We start from the raw sequence: 16,370 nt of genomic DNA, 5'->3' as shown, positions 1-16,370 counted from the left end.
CGACCTCGCATGGCATCCGTCATCCGCGAAACCGCAGGGTCTCGACGAACAGGCTGAAAGCGGCGGATGGATGCCGACGGTGGGGATAATAGAGGTGATAGCCCGGCAGGGCGGGCGTGAACTTGTCGAGCACCCGCATTAGCCGGCCGGCCTTCAGATGCGGCCGAACCTGATCGAGCGGTAGATAAGAAAGGCCATGTCCATCGAGTGTCGCATCGAGAATAAGGTCGATGGTGTTGAGGACCAGAGGTCCGTCGATGCGAACGCGCGTTTCCCGGCCGCCGGGTGTGAGGCGCCAGCCGTTCAGCGTGCCGGAGGTCGGCAGACGCAGGTTGATCGCACGATGATCGACGAGTTGCGCCGGCGATGCGGGCGCCGGATGCTTTCGAAAGTAATCGGGTGAACCGACGATCGCCATCGGCGTGTCCGGTCCGATGCGCATCGCGATCATGCCCTTCGCAATGTCGCCGCCGAGCCTGACGCCTGCGTCGAAGCGGTCGGCAACGACATCGGCCAGACCGTAGTCGATGGTGATCTCCACCTTGATGTCAGGATTGTCCGGCAGCAGCCGCTTCATTGCCGGAACGATGATTGTCTTGGCCGCGTGCTCCACGGTGGTGATGCGGATCGTGCCCGACGGGCGATCCCGCAGATCGCCGAGCGACGCAACGGCCAAATCGAGATCGTGCAGCATGGGACCGAGCGTCGCGATCAGCCGCTCGCCCGCTTCGGTAGGCGCCACGCTCCGTGTCGTGCGCGACAGCAGCCGCACACCAAGCCGCTCCTCGATCCGCCGCACGATCTGGCTGAGAGCGGACTGCGCCATGCCGAGACGCGTCGCCGCCCTGGTGAAGCTGCGCTCCTCGGCGACGACGACGAACGCCGCCAGATCGGCGATCTCATCCCGCCTCATTCATCACTCCAGTGATAGGCCCAATATGAATTTCTTGTCTAATCGACATAATCTTTCTGGCGTAAATTACGTCCATCGGCAAGCGGATACCCGGAAAGAATTCCAAACGGCCGCTGGCTCAACAAAGGAGACAGGAAATGGGCAAGATCAGCTTCAACAATTCGAACAACCCGACCATCGTCATGTCGGCTGTGATCAATTTCCCCGACGGTTTCGATGAAGCGAAAACATGGCCGGCTGTCGTCGTTTCGCATCCCGGCGGCGGCGTGAAGGAACAGACCGCTGGGACCTATGCCAAGAAGCTCGCCGAGCAGGGTTTCGTCACTATCGCCTTCGACCGTTCCTATCAGGGCGAGAGCGGCGGCGATCCGCGCCAGCTCGAAAATCCCTATGTCAGCGCCGAGGACGTCAGTGCGGTCATCGACTATCTGACGACGCTGCCTTACGTTGACAACAACCGGATCGGCGCCATGGGCATATGCGCCGGCGCGGGCTACACCGCCAATGCCGCCATTCAGGACCGCCGCATCAAGGCGATCGGCACGGTGAGCGCGGTCAATATCGGTTCGATGTTCCGCAATGGCTGGGAGAACACCGTCAAGTCTGTCGATGCGCTGCCCTATGTCGAGGCGGGATCGAACGCCCGCACGACGGACGCCGCAGGCAAGGGTTACGCCACCATGCCGCTGGCGCCTTTGACCGAGAAGGACGCGCCGAACGAAGAACTGCGGCAGGCCTGGGAATATTACCACACGCCGCGGGCCGAGTGCGCGACCGCGCCGGGCTTCGCAACGCTGCGCAGCCTCAATCAGATCATCACCTACGATGCCTATCACATGGCCGACGTCTATCTGACGCAACCGATCCAGATCGTCGCCGGCAGCGTGGCGGGCAGCAAGTGGATGAGCGACGACCTCTTCGACCGTGCTGCGAGCACGGACAAGGCGTTTCACATCGTCGAGGGGGCCAATCACATGGACCTCTATGACGGACAGCCGTTCGTCGATGAGGCCGTTTCGGTCCTGGCGCCGTTCTTCACCGCGAAGCTCTCCGCCACCGCCACGGCTGCGCAGGCTGCCGAGTGACGAAGCTGGCGTGCATCGGGACGCCGCGTATGCCCGATGCCGCCCTCACCGAAAGGAAACGATCATGGAATCCGTGAAAATCCAGAACCGGGACATGGCATGGCATATTGCCGCCAACATCCAGTTCCCGCCGAACTTCGACGCGGCCATGACCTGGGCGACGATCATCGCCGTTCATCCATTCGGAAGCTGCAAGGAGCAGACTTCGGGCAATGTCTACGGCAAGGCGCTCGCGGAACAGGGCTTTGTCGTCATCGCTTATGACGCGAGCTTTCAGGGCGAATCCGGCGGCGAGCCGCGCTGGATCGAGGACCCGACCCAGCGGGTCGAGGACATCAGCCACGTTATCGACTATGCGGTTACACTCCCTTATGTCGACGCCGACCGGATCGGCGTGATCGGCATCTGCGGCGGTGGCGGCTATGTGCTGAACGCCACGCTGACCGAAAAGCGCATCAAGGCCGTCGTCGCAATCACCCCGGTTAATATCGGCCGCCTGTTCCGCGAGGGCTTCAGCAACTACGATCCGCTCGGCGCGCTTGCGGCCATGGCGGCGCAACGCACCAAAGAAGCGCGCGGCGGCGAATTGCAGGTCAACGAACTTCTGCCTGCCAGTCCTGGTGCTGCCAAGGTCGCCGGTCTGACGGAGCGTGACGTGTTCGAAGCGACCGATTACTACAAGACGCCGCGCGGCCAACAGCCCGGCGGCTGGACGCGGATGCTGTTCAGCCATGCGCAGAACACGCTCGGCTGGGACGCCTTTGCCTTTGCCGAGATCCTGATGACCCAGCCGATGATGGTGGTGATCGGCCAGAAGGTCGGTGCGTTTGGCGCCTATCGCGACGGGATGGAAATCTATGGTCGCTCGACTGCCTCGAAGGATCGCCAACTCGTCTCGCTTGAGGACTGGTCGCACTACGATCTCTACGACAAGCCCGAGCCCGTCGACCTCGCGCTCGAAAAGCTGGCGCCGTTCTTCAAAAAGCACCTGAACGAGGCGACTGGGCAATGACCAAAGTTCTCATTCCCGGGGCGAGCGGCCAGACAGCATCAGCATGACGCTGTTTGTCCGCGATGCCGACAAACTGTCGAGCGTTCCCACGAAAGCCTCTGTCTTTCAGGACGACGTTGACGTGCTTGATCGTTCGGCCTTCGACGAGGCAATAGCCGGGCAGGATGTGGTCTATGCTAATCTGACCGGCGAAAATCTCGACGACCAGGCGAGAAGCGTCGTCGCCTCGATGCACGCGGCGGGCGTCAAACGCCTGATCTTCGTGCTGGATAAACCGTTCAGAGGCACGGTCGTGCCGTCCGTGGCGGATCACATGGACAATGCCGCTGACGACGCGCCGGTCGTCGATCCGCGATGCGCCGTGTGACAACGGGAAAATGGCAAAATGCGAGCCATCTGCCGCTCGCTCAGCAGAAAGACATCACCCATCAATGCCTCCATCACGAAGGCGCTGAATCACCCATCAAATCAAATTAATAGGTCCTGAACCCAGAGGCGATGAGCACCCCGCCGAGCCGCTTCAGGGGTGGCTGGCGGAGTCAACGTCACGTTGGGTCAGCTAGCATCGTTTCATTTCCCCGTCCCCCGGTTCTGACGTTCGCGTGAACTTCTGGAACAAAGCTCCATTTCCGGCTGTTGGCACAAAGTCATTCCGCACCTCATTCCGGGAATGTTCCTTAGTTGAATGCGCCTGCGCAAGCGGCTTCCTGGAATATTTTCAGGAATGACTGCCAAACCATGGAGATCTATCAATGGGTAGGGGGATTTTGCTCTGGCTCCTTGGAGTGCCGATTCCGATTATCCTGCTGCTTTGGCTGATCGGGCGCTGACAACGGCTCTCATGTGATTTGACGTCCTGTGCAGCATGGCGTGGATTGCCCCGCCAGCCTCCAGGAAAAGAACGGTTTGATCGAAATCTGATTTAGCAGGGTTGTCGCGGCCATAGCGGCTCTGTCCGCCTTGCCGCAGCGCGCCCGGGGAGGCGGACATGTCCCGCACCGATGAAATCCTGATAGCAACAGGCGACGGAGCGCCGGAGCGGCCGATGAATTGGGCGGCTGCCTTCGCGGGAGCTGCCGTGGCTATCGCCGTCGCCATAATCCTGATGTTGCTCGCTTCGGGGATTGGCCTTGCGGTCGTCTCACCATGGAGTGGCGAGGGCGTTTCAGCCAAAAGCGCCCTGGTCACCGGTGGCATCGCCCTTATTGTCATCCAATGGATCGCATCTGCGGCTGGCGGTTACGTCGCCGGACGAATGCGCGCCGGCTGGGCGGGGTTACGCAGCGACGAGGCTTTCTTTCGCGATACGGTGCACGGGCTCGTCGCGTGGACGGTGGCGGCGCTGATAATGATGGGGGTAGCCGCATCATCCGCCTTTTCTGTCGCTGGAACCGGCGTCAAGGCCGCAGCTACGGTTGCGGGAGCAGCAGCAACCGCGGCTGGCGGGGTCGCCGATAACGGGCTGGACTATTATGTCGATGGCATGATGCGTCCTGGTCAGGCGCCTGCCGCCCAGCCGTTGCGTCCTGAAACCTTGAAGGAGGTGTCGCGCATTATCGCCCGGGCCGTCGCAACGGGGACTTTGCCGCAGAGCGACAAGACCTATGTGACCGGTGTGATCGCGAACGCCACGGGCGTATCGCAGGCCGACGCAGAACAACGGGTCGACAGCGCCATGCAGGGACTGGAAAATCTGAAGCAGGAGGCGAAACAAAAGGCGGACGATGCGCGAAAGGCGAGCGCCGCCACTGCCCTTGCGGCCGCTCTGGCCCTCTGCATTGGGGCATTTGTCGCCTGTGTCGCAGCAGTTCTGGGCGGGCGCGCCCGGGACGCGTTCGCCTATGAAACCTGACAGGCTGATTAATCCAGACGTGGCGGCGCTTCCAAACGGGTGCGCCACTCTTTCGCCAATGCGCCCTGCGCCATCATGGCCCTGAGTACTTCAGAAACAGGGCGTCCGGTCGTGCCTCCCGGCGCCGCATGATGGCTGACAACAAGACGGATCGGAATTGAGCCCCACCATCGCGCTGTCTTACGGCGCGGCGACCGCTGCTTCGTCGATAGCTGCCGGCTTGCGGCTTCCGGCATTGTGCAGGTGCAGGTAGGTTGGGTCAAAGCCGCTGAACTCCCGCAGTTTCCTGATATCGGGAATGCGCACCCTGCGGGAGCTTGTCTCAACAAGACCAAGCTCCCGCAACTCTTTGATGACACGGTTCACGTGAACCGGTGTTATTCCCATGGTGTCTGCCAGTTCCTGCTGGGTGAGCAGCATGGGAAACGAGTCCGGCCCGGCGCGGCCCACCACCTGAAGTCGCAGCAGCAACTCGCAAAAGATGTGACCCATCTGTGCGCTGGCCGGACGTTGGCCCATGTTCACCAGCCACTCCCTCAAAATCGCTTCATCAACCAGCGTAGCCCACCACAGGGCCCGGTTGAGGCGTGGATTGTCAATCAGTGCGTCGACCTGTTGCGGTTCTATTTCGACAATGAGGGAATCCACCAAGGTCCCTATATTGTGATCCATTTCGCCAAGGATGTGCACGTGCAGGTCGCACATGTCCCCGGGCACGAAAAACGCCACGATCTGGCGCTTGCCGTTTTCCAGAACCTTGTAGCGGCCGGCAAAGCCCTCGATCACGAGGCGCACGTTACGCGGCGGATCGCCTTCGCGAATGAGATCGGTGTACGCGGGGACCCGAATGGGTTGCTTGCAGATGCGGACCAACAGGGCCCGGTCCTCGTCCGTCAGGCGCGCGCCGTGCTCCAGTTTGCGAACGAGGGGATTGTCCATCTGCAACTCCGCTACTGGCTGCGCATCGCATTCGCAGACTCTTATGCATCTGCGCGCCAGCGTCAAAATTAACTTATGTTATATCGCAACAATTAATGAGACGGCAGATATTCCTATCTGTCGCCCGGTTTCCTCCAGGCGGCTCAACCGGATCAGCCCGACGCACAGCCTGTCCTGGCTGGGCGCCCGGAAGGAGCGCCTGACTGTGAAATCCTTCATCGAGCGCGTGGTGCTTTCCAATGCTCCGGGTAAATTGCTTCAAACCGGGTTGGTGGCGCTGCCGCCGCTTGTCGTAGTGGCAGTCGGTCTGCTCAGCCCGGCGCTTGCTCAATATCTGGGGCCGCTGATCTGCTTTCCGGCTGTTGCGTTGGCCGCGGCGCTGTTTGGCTGGCGACATGGGCTGGCTGCGGCGGCGCTGTTCGGGATGGCGGAGGTTCTGTTCCAGTTGCCGCGGGGCCCAGGTCAATTGGCGCCGGGAAACATGGCGGCCTGGGATATGGCGGCCATCCCGATGCGTCTGGCGGCCGCCGCCGCTGTTACCTTCATCGTCGACCGTTTGCGCGGCCTTGTGCTGGATTTTCACCACGCCGCGGAATGCGAGATGATCCGCGCCGCTGAACTGGATCACCGCGCGAAGAACAACCTGGCCATGGTCGAAGCGCTGGCGCGGCAGACGCAACGCTCCGGCAGGAGCGGTGAAGACTTCTTTGAAGCATTTACGCCGCGATTGCAGGCGTTCGCCCGCGCTCAGGATCTGCTGCGCAAGAGCCAGTGGCAGGGCGCGACATTGCCTTCGCTTGCGCGCGAGGCGTTGCGGCCGTTTGCAGACCATCCCGGGTTGCGGATCGATGGCCCGGAATGCCCGCTGCCTGGGCGGGCATGCATGCCGCTGGTGCTGGCGCTGCACGAACTTGCCACCAACGCGAGCAAATATGGCGCGCTGTCATGCCCGGGAGGAATGGTTGACCTGTTCTGGTCCGCGCATCCCACGGGTTCCTGGGTCGAAATCGACTGGCAGGAACGTAATGGCCCGATCGTCACGAAGCCGAAACGGCGTGGTCTTGGTTCGCGTCTCCTGGCGCGGGGCTATCCCGGGCTCGTCGTCGATCACCAGTTCAACCGCGAAGGCGTGCGCTGCATCATGCGGCTCAATTGCACCTCGCCAGGCGCTGTAGCCGCCTCACTTTCGACGGCCGGCGATCACGTTTCGCGGCAATCTCAACGGAGCAATAATTTTTCCTAAACATAAGTTAACATCAACATCCGTCGCGCCTGCTACGGTTCCGGTTCTGATGAGATGAAAAGCCATCTGAAGCTGGAGGCTGGCATGACGTTGCAGTGGGAAAATTTACTGCGCACCACCCGCTCTGGCCGCCCGGTCCGCATTATCTGGGCCGCCGATTTTCCTCACCTCTTTGAGATACACGTACCGTTACAGGGCAATTCCAACCTGTACGTAGACGGCAGGTTCATCGCAGCCGGCAATGACATTATAAGTCTTGCCGATCAGGCGCAGAAACAGTGTGAGGCGTTGAAGCTGGGGCTGGACGTTCCGCACAATTAGCCCATGCGCCGTCCCTGCTCGTGACAGCGCCTCAATCGCTGTCAGGGGGCGTTCACCGCGACATGGCTGTTGCCTTCAGCAAATGCGCCAGAAGGAGCAATTGAAGGACTTGCTGCGCCCACGGCAGGGCCCATCAAGTATTTGTCAACGAGCGCCTTTGATCAAAAAGCAGTTGCCGTGCGGGTTTCGCTCCGGGTCATCTGGCCCGGCGTCCAACCTGGGCATGCTCTGGCGCTCCCAAAGTTCCGCGAGCGCCTTGTATGTCGATCTGGAACCAGGCCGTGGTTCGGGGTGTTCTACCATCATTGGTAAATCATGCAGGGAGTGCGCGTTATGGCAAGTCGTGATGTTGAAGGACGCATGGAAACAGACGAAACGTCAAATCTTATCTCAGCATCCAAGGTTCAGGGAACGACCGTTTACAACGCAGACGGCGACGACATTGGTTCGATATATGATGTTATGCTCGAAAAAGTGGGAGGAAAAGTGTCATACGCGGTCATGTCCATAGGCGGTTTTCTCGGTATGGGGGCGGACTACCATCCGATCCCATGGAACAGGTTGAACTATGATACCAATTTGGGTGGCTATGTCCTCAAGGAGCCTGTCGAGCGTCTGAAAGCTGCCCCGACGATGTCCCGGAATTTTGCCACTGACCCCGACTGGGAACAACAAAACGCCGGGTGGACCCGCCGCGTGGACGAATACTATGGCATGCCAATTTAACCATGGCTGTTCATAAGCTCCGCTTTTGCGGGGCTTTTTTTGGCCCGCTGACGACGTCAAGCTACCCACGGCGGGCGGGCGCATCATTGCGCTTGTCGCCGGCCAGCATATGTTCCGGCGCATGATTGCTAATTATGTCAAAAATAAGCATATATGCGCTGAATAATGGGTTCGGAACGCAATAAAATCGGTGGAACACTGACGGAAGGCGAGGCGTTACCATCAGGAAAGCGGAGGAGCTTACGATGAAACGTTTTGTGTTGGTCAGTGTTATCGCTTTGCTGCCTGCAGTGGCGCTTGCGGAGAATCCGGAGGGGGCAAAAGGAGGAGCCGCCAGTGGGGCCGCTGCTGGCGCGGTGGGCGGCGCCATCGTTGGCGGACCGGTAGGCGCGGTAGTGGGAGGGGTTGGCGGCGCTGTCGTAGGGGGAATTGTTGGAGATAACACCCCGAAATTCAAGCGATACGTCGTGGAGCGGCGCGTGCCGTCGTACGCCTATGATGAAGACCTTGAGGCTGGCGTGGTGCTGCCGGAAGAAGGCATAACCTATTACGACGTCCCTGAAGAATATGGGGTTCAAAAAACGTATCGGTACACCGTTATCAACGGACATCCTGTATTGGTTGAACCCAGAACGAGGAAGGTGATTCAGGTTATCGAATGACACTCGCCGTTGGGACCTGAAGCGTGGCTGGCGCGCTGAATCATCGACCCGCCAATGGTCCCAACCCTGACCTGGCGCGTCATCTTCGCCGACGGCGTCGCCTTCTTTTTCCCCAAGGGGCGATCTTGCGCGAGATGCTTTGCGTCGACCGCAATCGCACGCCGACGCCCATTTCGTCTCTTGCAATGAAATGGGGGGCAGGTTCTTCCAGCGCCTCCTGTGGCGCCAGCAGGCCCGAACATCCGGAGGTGTTTCTCCCTGGATTGAAGCCGCTCGCAACGGATGAAGGTCAACACCCCCATGGTGAGTGGTGAAATGGACGCGTGCGTCCTGGCGACGGCTTGGGAGCGGTGGACAGGTTATATGGGCGCTGGACGCCCTCTGCAGTTCTTCCGATGACACCCGCGCCGCTGTTATGAGGCTCTGTCTGAAGCGCTTCAGGCAACAACTGGAAGCGGCTCCTGTTGAGGAAATACCGGTGCATTGGAGCAGGCAATGGCAAGATTTTTCCGCGACAACGGTCTGACGCTTGCTCTTGGAGCCATGTTTCTGGGTTCGCTGGTCGGGATGGTTCTGACCGGTCAGAGCGCTTACAATCAGGAACTTGTCGCGCACGGACAGGCGGGACTGGACCTTCCGGCATACCTGGTCAGCGGCAATTTTCTGTCGGCGCTGCTGGAGAACTGGGAGAGTGAGTTCCTCCAGATGGCGGTATCCGTTGTCCTGACGGCCATGCTGTTCCAGCGCGGTTCAGCCGAATCCCGCGATCCAGATCAGCCGGATCGGGACAACGACGTGGTCTGGTGGCGGCATCGCTACCCCGTGGCCGCCTGGCTCTACGAGCGCTCACTGGGTATTTCTCTCGCTATTCTCTTTCTTCTCTCGTTTGTCCTGCACTGGTGGTTCAGCCTTTTGGCGACCAACGAAGACGCCATTCGACATGGCCAGCCGGCAGGGCGCCTGATGGGATATTTGCTGGATCCGAAATTATGGTTCGAGTCGTTTCAGAACTGGCAGTCCGAGTTTCTGTCGACTGCATTGCTGGTCGTGCTGTCAATCTTTCTCCGCCATAAGGGTTCGCCGGAGTCCAAGCCGGTTGCAGCGCCGAATTCTCACACGGGAGATTAAAGAAGCGGGCAGCCAGTCATTTGCGCGCGCATTGGCGGAATCCCGCGTCATTTCCGGTCAGCCGCATCGGCGCCCCGGGTTCCGATGGGGAGAGGCGCGCCAGTCGTGGTGTCTACGAGGGTCTGCCGTTCGGACTCCGCGTTCAGTTCAGCGCCAATTGTCACGATGATTGCTGATATCCACATCCACATCATTAGGGCAATGGCGGCCCCCACGGTTCCATAGGTTTTGTCATAGTCCTCGAAATTCGCCATATACCAGGAGAGGCCAACGGAAGCCACGAGCCAGACGACGGCTGCAAAAATCGCTCCGGGACTGACCCATTGCCAGCGGGCATTTTCCCGGCTTGGACCAAACCGGTAAAGAACCGCGAGAACAGCAATCAGCGCCGCCATGAGAGCCGGCCAACGGCCAAATTTGAAGAGAGGTTCGGCGACGTTGCCGAGATAGACGTAATTCAGGACAGCCGGAAGCGCGACCACCAGGAGAATAGCAACGACCGCGAACAGGATTACGCCAACGGTAAAGATCATCGAAACCAGATTGAGACGGAAGAAGCCCCGCTTTTCGTCCTCGCCATAGGCCACGTTCAGGGCGTCGAACAACGCCTTCATACCGGCGTTTGCACTCCACAACGCAAGCGCGAGCCCGATGACCAGGGACAGGCCAAGGTCCTGGCTGCCCGCTGATGCGATGCGCTCCATCTGGTCACGGATAAAGCTGTAGGCCTGAGCCGGAAGAATGCTCCCCAACAGTCCGAGGTGCTCCATGACCGTATCAGGCGCGGCCACAAGCCCATACAGGCTAACGAACGCCGCCATAGCCGGAAACATGGCCAGGAGGCCGTAAAACGTCACGCCTGCCGAGACAGCCATGACCCTGTCGCGGGAAACCTCACGGTACGTTCGCATGACGATTTCGCGCCACCCGGCGGGGCCAATATCAGTGGGCGCCACAGCATTCTTGCCATGGGACGAATTCGGGCCCTTGTCTTGATGCTCCGCCATCTCGCGAGCAGACGCCTTGGGGGCTGGGCCAAGCAAAATCACGGCTGATGTGAAGCCAAGAACGAATGCCCCAGCATCCCGCAGCAAGGGTTTGAAATGAGTCATGCCCCCTCCCGTTTCCAGGACGCCTGCAACCCCGGCTTCACGCCGTAGTAATCGTAGATCCCGCGGCCTTGCTGTTGTGGCCAATCCCATACACATCAGCGCCAACCGCCTTATTGCAGGCGATCAGATCACGTGTTTTGTGAATACCCGGATTGGCCTGCATCACAGCGCCTTTTCGTAACTGCTGTTTGGGGTAAATCGAAAACCTGACCTCAAGTTCCGCAGAAATACGACGGGCGTCATCAGGGGTGAGCCCAAAAGCTGCGGCGACCGCAAGTCTACGAGGTATTCAGTCCCGCTATTTGATGGATTGGGCGGCGGGGCAGGGAGCCGGGGCAACGAGCGCCTTTGTCGGCAGAAGCAACTGCATCACTGACCACCCGGAGCCCGGCAGGGCAAAGCGCGCCATCGAAATCTCCGGTACGGAAGGCCAGTGTATCGGAGCGGGACTCCAGAGAAGCCCTTTGTAAGGGGCATGAGATCTGGGTCAGATTACAAGGGTCGCGCCTTCGCTCAAGGCATGGCGCGGCGCGACAATGCCTTCTCCACTTCCAGAATAACCATGGTGATGACGCCGATCAGGATAATTACCAGGCCGTCAATAAAAGCGATCGGCGCGGTTCCGAACAGATCTTGCATGAAGGGCGCATAGGTGAACAGGAGTTGCGCCGCGATTACAATCGCTATGGCGCTGAGCACCGCAGGCGTTCCCATGGCGCCGATGAGACTGAACGACGTGCGGTGCAAATAACGCACGTTGAACAGATAGAATATCTCCATCACGACCACGGTGTTCACGACCAGCGTGCGCGCGCCTTCGATATCATAGCCGCGAGAACGGCCATACTCGAAAATAATGAATACACCGATGACGAAGAGAAACGAGACGAAAATGATTCTCCAGACGAGAAAACGCGAGAGGATTGGCGCCTCGCGCGGGCGGGGAGGGCGCTGCATCACATCCGGCTCCGACGGCTCGAAAGCCAGGACCAGGCCGAGTGTGACGGTGAGGACCATGTTGATCCACAAAATTTGCACCGGCGTCATCGGCAGGTTGAGGCCGAGCAGGATCGCGATGATCACACAGAGCACTTCGCCGCCATTGCTGGGCAATGTCCAGCCGATAACCTTGCGGATGTTGTCATAGACCGTGCGTCCTTCATGCACGGCGGCGACGATCGAGGCAAAGTTGTCGTCGAGCAGCACCATCTGCGCCGCTTCCTTGGCGGCTTCGGTTCCCTTGCGACCCATGGCGACGCCGACATCCGCCTGCTTGACGGCGGGGGCGTCGTTGACGCCGTCGCCGGTCATGGCGACGATGTGGCCGTTGGCCTGAAGCGCGCGCACGATGCGCAGCTTGTGCTCGGGCGTGGCGCGGGCGAACACGGCGACTCTCTCGACTGTCCGGCGCAATTCGTCGTCGGGCATGCCGTCGAGGGCGCCGCCTTCCAGCACCTGTGGATCGTCGGCAATGGCCAGTTGCCGGGCGATGGCCACCGCCGTTCCGTAATGGTCGCCGGTGATCATCTTGACGGCGATGCCGGCGCGGCGGCATTCGGCGACAGCCGCGATCGCTTCGTCGCGCGGTGGATCGACGAAGCCCGCGACGCCGAGCAGGGTCAGCCCGCTTTCGACGGTCCCGAACTCCAGCCGTTCGACATCGGTCCCGACCGTTTTGGTCGCGAAGGCAAGCACCCGTTCGCCCTGCGCCGCCGCCGTGTCGACGCGTTCGCGCCACCAGTCGTGATCAATCGGGCCGGAGCACATGGACAGCACCCGTTCGGGCGCTCCCTTGACGAAGATACGGCGTTCGCCTCCCGGCTCATCATGCAGCGTCGCCATGAACCGGTGCTGGGCGTCAAAGGGAATTTCATCGCGCCGCGTCCATGCCTGGCGCTCGGCTTCGGGATGGAGTCCTCCCTTCGCTGCGACTGCAACCAGCGCGCCCTCCATCGGATCGCCGAGCACGCTCCACTGCCCCTCATTCTCGACAAGGCGCGCGTCGTTGCACAGGAGGCCGGCGCGGAGCAGCCCGTCGCGATCCACGTCCGCGGCCGAAGTTTCGCCGTCAAAGCGACCCTCTGGAGCATAGCCCGAGCCGGAAACCCCGGTTACGCCGAGCGCCGTCACCAGGCGGCGTACGGTCATTTCGTTGCGCGTCAGCGTGCCGGTCTTGTCCGAGCAGATCACAGACGTCGCGCCGAGCGTCTCGACAGCGGGGAGCCGGCGCACAACGGCGTTGCGCGCCGCCATGCGACGGACGCCGATCGCCAGCGTGATGGTGATGACGGCGGGCAGACCTTCGGGCACGACGCCGACCGCGAGCGCCACCACCACCATCAGCGCGTCCAGCCATTCATAGTTTCTGGCCAGCACGGCGAAGGCGAACAGTAACGCTGCGGCGCCGATGGCGAACCAGGTGAACCGCGTGCCGAAGGCGTTGATCTGGCGCAGGAGCGGCGTCGTCAGGGTTTGCACGTCGCCGATCATGCCGGCGATGCGACCGATCTCCGTGCGGTTGCCGGTCGCCACCGCGACGCCGAGGCCCTGACCGGTCGTGATCACCGTGCCGGAATGGATAATCGGCGCCCGGTCGCCGAGCGCCGCGTTGGCCGCAACGGGTTTTTCGTTCTTTTCGGCGGGTACGGATTCCCCCGTCAGGATGGCCTCGTCGGCTGAAAGACCGCGCGCGCGCAGCAGGCGGATGTCGGCGGGCGCCTTGTCGCCGGCCTCCAGGGCGACGATGTCGCCTGGAACAAGGAGCCGCGCGTCAACCGTGTGACGCTCGCCGTCGCGCACCACGGTTGTGTGCGGCGCGATCATGTCGCGAATTGCCTCGAGGGCGCGCTCCGCCTTGCCTTCCTGGATGAAGCCGACGATGGCGTTTATCAGCACGACGATGATGATGACTGCGCCATCAATGACGTGGCCGAGGGCCATGGCCGCGATGGCGGCGGCAAGCAGAAAATAGATCAGCGTATTGTTGAATTGGGCGAGGAAACGCAGAACAGGATGCGTCCGCCGCGCGGCAGGCAATGCGTTGGGACCAAAATCATCAAGACGTCGCGCGGCCTCGCCGGAATCCAGCCCGTCCATACCGGTTTCAAAAGCAGCGCAGACTTCCTCTGCAGTTCGGGCGTGCCATGCTTCCTGCTCGATCATCTTCATCCAGGTATCCTTCGGTGTCGCACGTCCCTTCAGACCATTGGCTGCCAACGCTGTCCGGCGCAGCCGCGCCGCCATGCCGGACATGGCCACAATGACCCACCCAACCGTACATCGGAATCGAAAATCCGCAGCCGCCCGCCAGAGCACCTCTTGCGGGCTGCGAAAACAGACCTGTCGGGAATGATCCGCCATCGGCGGCGTCGCCTGGTCCGGGGCGGTTGTCGGGACATGACCCCATAAATCTGTGGCCCCACAAATCTGGCGACCTGATTACGCCCTGACGCCAGCTTTCCCTCGCGGGAGGAACTGATGCGCCGACATGAACTGACAGATGATGAGCGGGCGATCATTCCGCTCTTTTTCCAGACAGGCAGTGCGGGGGCGCGGGTGGATGTCAGCCTGCCTTTCCCATGCGTCGCGGGCCCTAATTCTTTGGTAGTGGGGGAGTAGCGCCATTGATCAGGCCCGCAGATCAGACGAAGCGGCATTAACCTTCCGGTCAATTGCCGGGCGCGGCGCTCTCGTAATAAGATGATTGCGTTCGGCAATCTTGTCGCGAGGCTCACGATGACTACCAATCCATGGGCCGTCTTCCTGATCGCCGGGACGATGTTCGCTTTCGCACCTGCTGGTCAAACCTCCGCTCAGGTCACGCAGGAGCCGCTTGGCGGACAGCCTCCGCCCGGGAGCATGCGTTCGAACGTCGACTTCGACTATCAGATCAAATACCAGCGCGCCTTCGAGGCCATGCTGTGGTCGCTGCCGTCGGTGCAGGTCCATGGCGGCCGTGTCGCGACGATCGATGGCCTTGGCCTCAAGGACAATGACATCCTGGCGATGTCGGGCCCGGCAACGCCGAAGTTCGAGACGTGGACTGCGAACAGTTCGACGCCCTACATCATCGCCTATACCGATGTGAAGAAGGAGCCGGTGGTGCTGGAGGTTCCTCCGGCCGGGGCTGACGGCAGCCTCTACGGCCAGGTAGTCGATGCGTGGCAGATGACCATCGCCGATATCGGCCCGTCGGGCGTCGACGGCGGAAAAGGCGGCAAGATCCTGTTCACCGCGCCAGACTTCACGGGAACGGTCCCGCCGGGCTACATCCATGTGAAGTCGCCCAACTACCGGATCATGTTCGGATTGCGCTCGGTGCGCGCGCCGGGCAAGAGCGCGGAAGACGCTTACGCCTATTCCCGCCGCCTGAAAATGTATTATCTGTCGCAGGCGGCAAACCCGCCGAAGCAGAACTTCGTCGATGCCGTCGACAGGCGCTACACAACGCTCCAGCGCCATGACGAGAGATATTACGAATATCTGCACGCCACCTTTACCTATGAGCCGGTAAGGCCGCAGGACCGCCACATCATGGGCCTGCTTGCAACGCTCGGCATCGCGCGGGGCAAACCCTACAATCCCGACGATGTCGCCAAGCGGGCCATGCGGCAAGCCGCGGTGGATGTCTGGCATTACCTCCAGGAACGTTTCGACAACCTGCCGAGGACCATGTATTTCTGGCCTGATCGCCAGTACGTTCCCCTGCTTCTTCCTGATAAAAACCGCGGGTTCTCCTACGAATATCCTGACAGGATCGACGTTGACGGGCGCGCCATGGCGTTTTTCTGGTGCACGATGGCGCCAGGCCAGGTTTCTGACCGGCCAGCGACCTATTACCTGATGGCGATGGCGGACAATCAGGGCCGCCCCCTGGAAGCCGGGCGGACCTACAGGGTCACCGTGCCCACCAACGTCCCCATCAGGCAGTTCTGGGCGCTCACGATGTATGACCGGGCCACCATGGCGTTCATCTACACGCAGTCCATGCGCACGACGCTCGATTCCTATGGCGTTGACAAGATGAAGCAGAACGCCGACGGGAGCGTGACGCTCTATATCGGCCCCGTCGCGCCGGACGGCCTGGAGGCGAACTGGATCCCGACCGGCGGCAAGCGTCCGCTCCCGGCATTCCGCTTCTACGGGCCGGACGAGGCCTTCTACGCCAGGACCTTCAAGATGCCGGACTTCGAGCGCGTCGACTAGCCGAGGCTCCTTTTGCGTATGATGCCGGCCAACCCCGGAGGCGAACGTCATGAGCACCAATGGCGCGCGGAAGTCGGGATCAGACAGGGGGATGCCTGATCGGCGCAGCCTGCTGCTGGGCGGGAGCGCGCTTGCGTGCATGGCGCCCTTTGGGGCCCTGCGCGCTCAACCG

At 61.1% G+C, this 16,370-nt stretch carries 14 protein-coding genes; 10 read left to right on the top strand and 4 right to left on the bottom strand.

Annotation, left to right across the window (positions count from 1 at the left end; translation table 11 throughout):
- Window positions 1-19: 19 nt before the first annotated feature.
- Window positions 20-913, bottom strand: a complete 894-nt coding sequence (locus tag EV666_RS08805; protein WP_132006228.1) for a LysR family transcriptional regulator — start codon at window positions 911-913, stop codon at window positions 20-22.
- Window positions 914-1,050: 137 nt separating this feature from the next.
- Here EV666_RS08805 and EV666_RS08800 point away from each other — a divergent pair, with 137 nt between their 5' ends.
- The 4 genes from EV666_RS08800 to EV666_RS08785 all read left to right on the top strand — a co-directional run bounded on the left by EV666_RS08800 (window position 1,051) and on the right by EV666_RS08785 (window position 4,862).
- Window positions 1,051-1,998, top strand: coding sequence for an alpha/beta hydrolase (locus EV666_RS08800; RefSeq protein ID WP_132006225.1), 948 nt, complete (start codon window positions 1,051-1,053; stop codon window positions 1,996-1,998).
- A 64-nt stretch (window positions 1,999-2,062) separates the two neighbouring features.
- Window positions 2,063-3,010 (top strand): alpha/beta hydrolase, encoded by a 948-nt coding sequence (locus EV666_RS08795; protein ID WP_132006222.1) that lies wholly within the window; start codon window positions 2,063-2,065, stop codon window positions 3,008-3,010.
- Between the two features lie 43 nt (window positions 3,011-3,053).
- A complete protein-coding gene (locus EV666_RS08790) occupies window positions 3,054-3,377 on the top strand; it encodes an NAD(P)H-binding protein (protein WP_245514314.1) in 324 nt (107 codons plus the stop codon).
- Window positions 3,378-3,998: 621 nt separating this feature from the next.
- Window positions 3,999-4,862, top strand: coding sequence for a hypothetical protein (locus tag EV666_RS08785; RefSeq protein ID WP_132006219.1), 864 nt, complete (start codon window positions 3,999-4,001; stop codon window positions 4,860-4,862).
- 180 nt (window positions 4,863-5,042) lie between these two features.
- Here EV666_RS08785 and EV666_RS08780 read toward each other — a convergent pair whose 3' ends face one another.
- Window positions 5,043-5,801: a Crp/Fnr family transcriptional regulator gene (locus tag EV666_RS08780; protein ID WP_132006216.1), complete on the bottom strand. Its 759-nt coding sequence runs from the start codon at window positions 5,799-5,801 to the stop codon at window positions 5,043-5,045.
- Between the two features lie 43 nt (window positions 5,802-5,844).
- Here EV666_RS08780 and EV666_RS18780 point away from each other — a divergent pair, with 43 nt between their 5' ends.
- The 5 genes from EV666_RS18780 (at window position 5,845) to EV666_RS08755 (ending at window position 9,881) form a co-directional block, all read left to right on the top strand.
- The gene (locus EV666_RS18780; RefSeq protein WP_132006213.1) at window positions 5,845-7,044 is read left to right on the top strand and encodes a sensor histidine kinase; all 1,200 of its coding nucleotides are present in this window, start codon (window positions 5,845-5,847) and stop codon (window positions 7,042-7,044) included.
- 84 nt (window positions 7,045-7,128) lie between these two features.
- A complete protein-coding gene (locus tag EV666_RS08770) occupies window positions 7,129-7,365 on the top strand; it encodes a hypothetical protein (RefSeq protein WP_132006209.1) in 237 nt (78 codons plus the stop codon).
- A gap of 333 nt (window positions 7,366-7,698) precedes the next feature.
- On the top strand, window positions 7,699-8,091 hold the full coding sequence (locus EV666_RS08765; RefSeq protein WP_132006206.1) for a PRC-barrel domain-containing protein: 393 nt from the start codon (window positions 7,699-7,701) through the stop codon (window positions 8,089-8,091).
- A 245-nt stretch (window positions 8,092-8,336) separates the two neighbouring features.
- Complete coding sequence (locus EV666_RS08760; protein WP_132006202.1) at window positions 8,337-8,753, top strand: DUF1236 domain-containing protein; 417 nt, start codon at window positions 8,337-8,339, stop codon at window positions 8,751-8,753.
- A 495-nt stretch (window positions 8,754-9,248) separates the two neighbouring features.
- Window positions 9,249-9,881, top strand: a complete 633-nt coding sequence (locus tag EV666_RS08755; RefSeq protein WP_132006199.1) for a DUF6766 family protein — start codon at window positions 9,249-9,251, stop codon at window positions 9,879-9,881.
- Window positions 9,882-9,928: 47 nt separating this feature from the next.
- Here the strand turns inward: EV666_RS08755 and EV666_RS08750 are convergent, their stop codons facing one another.
- Together EV666_RS08750 and EV666_RS08745 are read right to left on the bottom strand one after the other, a co-directional pair.
- Window positions 9,929-10,993: a YihY/virulence factor BrkB family protein gene (locus EV666_RS08750; RefSeq protein ID WP_245514313.1), complete on the bottom strand. Its 1,065-nt coding sequence runs from the start codon at window positions 10,991-10,993 to the stop codon at window positions 9,929-9,931.
- A gap of 513 nt (window positions 10,994-11,506) precedes the next feature.
- Window positions 11,507-14,161: a cation-transporting P-type ATPase gene (locus EV666_RS08745; protein ID WP_132006196.1), complete on the bottom strand. Its 2,655-nt coding sequence runs from the start codon at window positions 14,159-14,161 to the stop codon at window positions 11,507-11,509.
- A gap of 690 nt (window positions 14,162-14,851) precedes the next feature.
- Here EV666_RS08745 and EV666_RS08740 point away from each other — a divergent pair.
- A complete protein-coding gene (locus EV666_RS08740; RefSeq protein ID WP_245514312.1) occupies window positions 14,852-16,198 on the top strand; it encodes a DUF1254 domain-containing protein in 1,347 nt (448 codons plus the stop codon).
- The last annotated feature ends 172 nt before the right edge of the window (window positions 16,199-16,370 follow it).

The sequence above is a fragment of the Camelimonas lactis genome (genome assembly GCF_004342915.1).
In the GTDB taxonomy this organism is placed as follows: domain Bacteria; phylum Pseudomonadota; class Alphaproteobacteria; order Rhizobiales; family Beijerinckiaceae; genus Camelimonas; species Camelimonas lactis.
Note: the sequence above shows the minus strand (reverse complement) of the source record. Positions and strands in the feature narration are given on the sequence as shown.

Bases quoted from the DNA above. Each gene is read 5' to 3' on its own strand.
- EV666_RS08755 (WP_132006199.1), top strand. From the start codon at position 9,249: ATGGCAAGATTTTTCCGCGACAACGGTCTGACGCTTGCTCTTGGAGCC.
- EV666_RS08805 (WP_132006228.1), bottom strand. From the start codon at position 913: ATGAGGCGGGATGAGATCGCCGATCTGGCGGCGTTCGTCGTCGTCGCC.
- EV666_RS08745 (WP_132006196.1), bottom strand. From the start codon at position 14,161: ATGAAGATGATCGAGCAGGAAGCATGGCACGCCCGAACTGCAGAGGAA.
- EV666_RS08795 (WP_132006222.1), top strand. From the start codon at position 2,063: ATGGAATCCGTGAAAATCCAGAACCGGGACATGGCATGGCATATTGCC.
- EV666_RS08760 (WP_132006202.1), top strand. From the start codon at position 8,337: ATGAAACGTTTTGTGTTGGTCAGTGTTATCGCTTTGCTGCCTGCAGTG.
- EV666_RS08765 (WP_132006206.1), top strand. From the start codon at position 7,699: ATGGCAAGTCGTGATGTTGAAGGACGCATGGAAACAGACGAAACGTCA.
- EV666_RS08780 (WP_132006216.1), bottom strand. From the start codon at position 5,801: ATGGACAATCCCCTCGTTCGCAAACTGGAGCACGGCGCGCGCCTGACG.
- EV666_RS08790 (WP_245514314.1), top strand. From the start codon at position 3,054: ATGACGCTGTTTGTCCGCGATGCCGACAAACTGTCGAGCGTTCCCACG.
- EV666_RS18780 (WP_132006213.1), top strand. From the start codon at position 5,845: ATGCATCTGCGCGCCAGCGTCAAAATTAACTTATGTTATATCGCAACA.
- EV666_RS08770 (WP_132006209.1), top strand. From the start codon at position 7,129: ATGACGTTGCAGTGGGAAAATTTACTGCGCACCACCCGCTCTGGCCGC.
- EV666_RS08750 (WP_245514313.1), bottom strand. From the start codon at position 10,993: ATGACTCATTTCAAACCCTTGCTGCGGGATGCTGGGGCATTCGTTCTT.
- EV666_RS08800 (WP_132006225.1), top strand. From the start codon at position 1,051: ATGGGCAAGATCAGCTTCAACAATTCGAACAACCCGACCATCGTCATG.
- EV666_RS08785 (WP_132006219.1), top strand. From the start codon at position 3,999: ATGTCCCGCACCGATGAAATCCTGATAGCAACAGGCGACGGAGCGCCG.
- EV666_RS08740 (WP_245514312.1), top strand. From the start codon at position 14,852: ATGCGTTCGAACGTCGACTTCGACTATCAGATCAAATACCAGCGCGCC.